3 protein-coding genes and 1 pseudogene are annotated in these 3,665 nt (G+C 59.9%); all 4 read right to left on the bottom strand.

The window, feature by feature from the left end:
* A pseudogene (locus tag RHSP_RS18200) lies at window positions 1-243 on the bottom strand (YqaA family protein); the annotation flags it as partial.
* A gap of 4 nt (window positions 244-247) precedes the next feature.
* Window positions 248-523 (bottom strand): metal-sensing transcriptional repressor, encoded by a 276-nt coding sequence (locus RHSP_RS18195; protein WP_037152785.1) that lies wholly within the window; start codon window positions 521-523, stop codon window positions 248-250.
* Window positions 524-640: 117 nt separating this feature from the next.
* A complete protein-coding gene (locus RHSP_RS18190) occupies window positions 641-2,002 on the bottom strand; it encodes a cation diffusion facilitator family transporter (RefSeq protein ID WP_037152782.1) in 1,362 nt (453 codons plus the stop codon).
* A gap of 399 nt (window positions 2,003-2,401) precedes the next feature.
* Complete coding sequence (locus RHSP_RS18185; protein WP_004120499.1) at window positions 2,402-3,082, bottom strand: peroxiredoxin-like family protein; 681 nt, start codon at window positions 3,080-3,082, stop codon at window positions 2,402-2,404.
* Window positions 3,083-3,665 lie beyond the last annotated feature (583 nt).

Here is a 3,665-nt window from a genome sequence, read left to right as displayed (position 1 = left end):
GAGTGCATCAGGGCCGACTGGAAACCAGCGCCGACCTCGGAACCGTTCGATCCCCCTTCCAAGGACCCAATTGACGACGGAGCCAAGGATATTGCCGAGGCTGGCGACCACCAGCAGCCAGAGCGTCGAATAATTTTCCGTCAGAAGAAGTCCCGCGAAAACCGCCTCCGACTGCATCGGCAGGATTGTAGCGGCACCGAAAGCGGCGGCGAAAAGCCCGGGATAGGCCAGCAGATCAGCCATAGCCTCAGAGGAATTTGGTGATCGACTTGAATTCGTCGATCGATTGCCGCTTATCCCGCGGGAGTGCGCCGACGGTCTCTTCCAGGCAATGGTCGAGGTGATCCTGTATGAGCGTCCGCTTGGCGTTGACGATCGCCTTTTCGACGGCCGAGAGCTGCTGGGCGATGTCAAGGCATGGCTTGCCACCCTCGATCATGGCGATGACGCTCTTCAGGTGCCCTTCGGCCCGCTTCAGGCGCTTGACGATTTCGGGATGCGTCGCGTGGGTATGTTCTGTCATGGCTTCCTGTATCCCCCTGGAGGGGATACCTGTCAATATTGGGACCGGTAGCACACCTGACTGGAGGACAAAGGTGACCGGAGGACAAGGGGTCGCCGCTCCGAGCCTCGGACGATTTCAATGATGATGCCCTTCCGGCTCCTCCATCCGGAACGGAAGGACTTCGACTTTGTCACCTGCCGTCAGAACGAGTTCAGCATCGAACTCGTGCGGTTCGGCCGGGGCTTCCGCGCTCTGCATAGCATGATGATCGGTCGCGGACGGCAACAGCGGCAACGCTTCTATGACACCGCCCGGCCGTTTGATGTTCACGACCGCCTGGAGGCCGTGAGCGTGGCTTCTGATCGACAGCCGCATTCTCTCACCGTCCGGGGTGTCGACGATCTCGAGAAGCCCGGTCGCCAGCGAGGAGTTGACCGTGAACGGGTCGGGAGCATGGTGATGCCCATGATCGCCGTGATTGGCGGCCACGGCTGAAACGCCTGCAGTATCGAACTGGATCGTCGTGCTGCCGAGCGGCGCAACATGCGCATGCAACTCTTCGCGAAGGGCAAGCGCGATGCCGTTGGCCTCGGCGAGCGTCTTGTCGTTCCCGACCGCGATCGTGACATCGGCGTGCAACTTGTGGCCGAGCCAGCGAGCCTTGACATCGGTGATCTTCGCGATGCCCGGTACGTGTTCGGCTGCGTGGCGGACCTCATCGGCAACGCCCGGCTCGATACCGTCGAGACTTCGGGTGATGACGGCGCGGGCCGATTGCCAGACGATGCCGAAGATCGCAATCGTAATCAGAAGCCCGATGATCGGGTCGGCAAGCGGGAAACCCAGATAGACGCCGATTGCGCCCAAAACGACGGCCAGGCTCGTCAGCCCATCGGTTCTGGCGTGATAGCCATCGGCGATCAGGGCGGCACTGTTCATCTCACGGCCGATCTTGATGCGGAAGACCGCAACGATCTCGTTGCCGAGGAAGCCGATAATGCCTGCCGCGGCGACCCAGCCGAGCTGTGTGATCGGCTGCGGATGGATCAGGCGATTGACCGCCTCGTAGCCGGCGACGATAGCGCTGAACAGGATGATGAGGACGATCAGCATCCCCGCCAGATCCTCGACACGGCCAAGCCCGTAGTTGAACTTGGCCGTCGCCGGTCGCCGCACCAACACGAAAGCGATCCACAAGGGGATGGCCGTGGTTGCATCGCCGACATTGTGGATGGTGTCGGCAAGCAGGGCCACCGAGCCGGAAATAAAGACGACGATCAACTGCAGGATCGCCGTGATCGCGAGGATCACGAAAGACCACTTGATGGCCCAGATGCCGCGTTCCGATGTCGCAATACTCGGATCGACCACCCCATGGGTATGGCCGTGCCCCCCATCCTCTCCGTGCGAATGGCCGTGGGTGCCGTGTCCATGGCCATGCCCTTGGAGTGCGTCAGCGCCTCCGAAACCGAGCCATTCCTTGATTGTCGTGAACATGAAAGCCTCGTCGTCAGGTCCTATTTATGCAGGTTAGCCCCGCAGCGAATTCGACTCGCTCCTATCCTCCTGGATAGGATATGGCAAGCTGCTTTACAAATTCGACAACACCTGCCGTCAGCGTGCTTTCAATTCACAGCCTCGGTGATCATCAGAGATTTTCAGGAACCTTTTGCTGGCAACTGTCTAATGGCTGTTTCAGGTGCCGAACGCGTCTGGGATTTTCCATGTGTAACTGGGGCGCGTTTGGTGGCGCACCCGAATTTATTGAACGAACGCCAAATGTGATCGATCACAGCTTGACTGCAATACGCGCCAAGAGTGGTCATCGCCGGATCAATGCGTGTCGTCGGCTCATTGGACATCGCGCAGCAGCGCTGGCGGACTGTTCACTGCAGATCAGTGTCCAAGGCTGCCAGCGGCGGCGATGATCTCCGCCGCGGTCGGGAAGATGGAGAGGCTGTTCGGTCCATCGAGCGCCTCAATTTGCGTCCAGCCGATGATGCCGTTCGCATCGACTAGGAAGTGCCCGACGAGCTGGGTAGCGTGGTTCGCGAGGATCGCATTATCGGCTTCATCAAGCTCGAAGTGGTCCTTGGCGTTGAGTACCGTGTTGGCTTCCATCGGGTGTAGCGGTTCCGGCAGCTCGCCCGTGGGGTTGATGCGTGCCGCCTGGAACTGCGCCATCGTTGCGCCATATGGCCATTCGGGTTGCTCGCTGCTCCCATCGGGCAGGAACTCGGCATGCGGCACGCCATAGGCCTGATGCGTGCGGCAGTCCGGGTCGCATAGAAGCGTCACTGGCGTTGGCCGGTGGCGGAAATATAGCCGGGCGCGTTCCACCGGCGTGTTTATTACGGCCACGGTCTCCACCCCGGCAGCGCGCAGCGTTGGCTGTACGCTGGCAAGCTGTTCTACCTGACGCCGGCAGAACGGGCAGTGCAGCCCGCGAAAGAAGCCGATCAAGAACGGACGACCGCTCAAGTCGGCGAAAGAGACCGTTCCGTTGAAGTTGGCCGTGGCTAGCGCGAACGCAGGTGCGGTTTCTCCAGGTTGCAGCGGGCGCTTCTGGTCTCCCATGGAATAATTCCTTTCTCGTATCGTCTAGGTGAACGACCGAAATCTAACTATACCACTTGTCGCAAGAAGAATAAGCGGTGTCCTGGGGCCACGGCGGATGGAAGTTGATCCTTCCTGCCATCTCGTGAGCTGATGGGCAGCCAGCCTCTCCGCTTCTGCCGGCGCTGCAGCTTTGGTTTTGAAGGGTCCAACTTCATATTCTTCAGTGTCAGGCAATCACTTCGGAAGGAACCACCAGCCTCCAGGGCGATAGCTGGAACCGCTTCTCGCGGACCCGACATTCTCGGCGAAGAACCAGCCGGAGTCGGTTCCATCCCGCTCCCATGAGATGCTCCGCTCTGTCACGGCACACATCGCTCATGCCTTCGCCCTCAAGCAGCCGGGCGACAAATCGTAGATGTTCTTCCATCACCGAAGTTTCTCTCCACGGTATCAACACCTCCCGCTTCAAAACGGAAAGTGTTACCCATGTCTCCGGTACAAAGCGTCACCTATCTCTCAGGTCGGGCAGATCTTCCCGTCAGCGGCCGGCGAGTAGAATTGACGATCGTGGCGCGTCGGTTCTGGTGTGATGCCGTTCTGT

Origin of the sequence: Rhizobium freirei PRF 81, assembly GCF_000359745.1 — a bacterium.
Lineage (GTDB): Bacteria > Pseudomonadota > Alphaproteobacteria > Rhizobiales > Rhizobiaceae > Rhizobium > Rhizobium freirei.
This window is presented reverse-complemented; position numbering and strand designations above follow the sequence as displayed.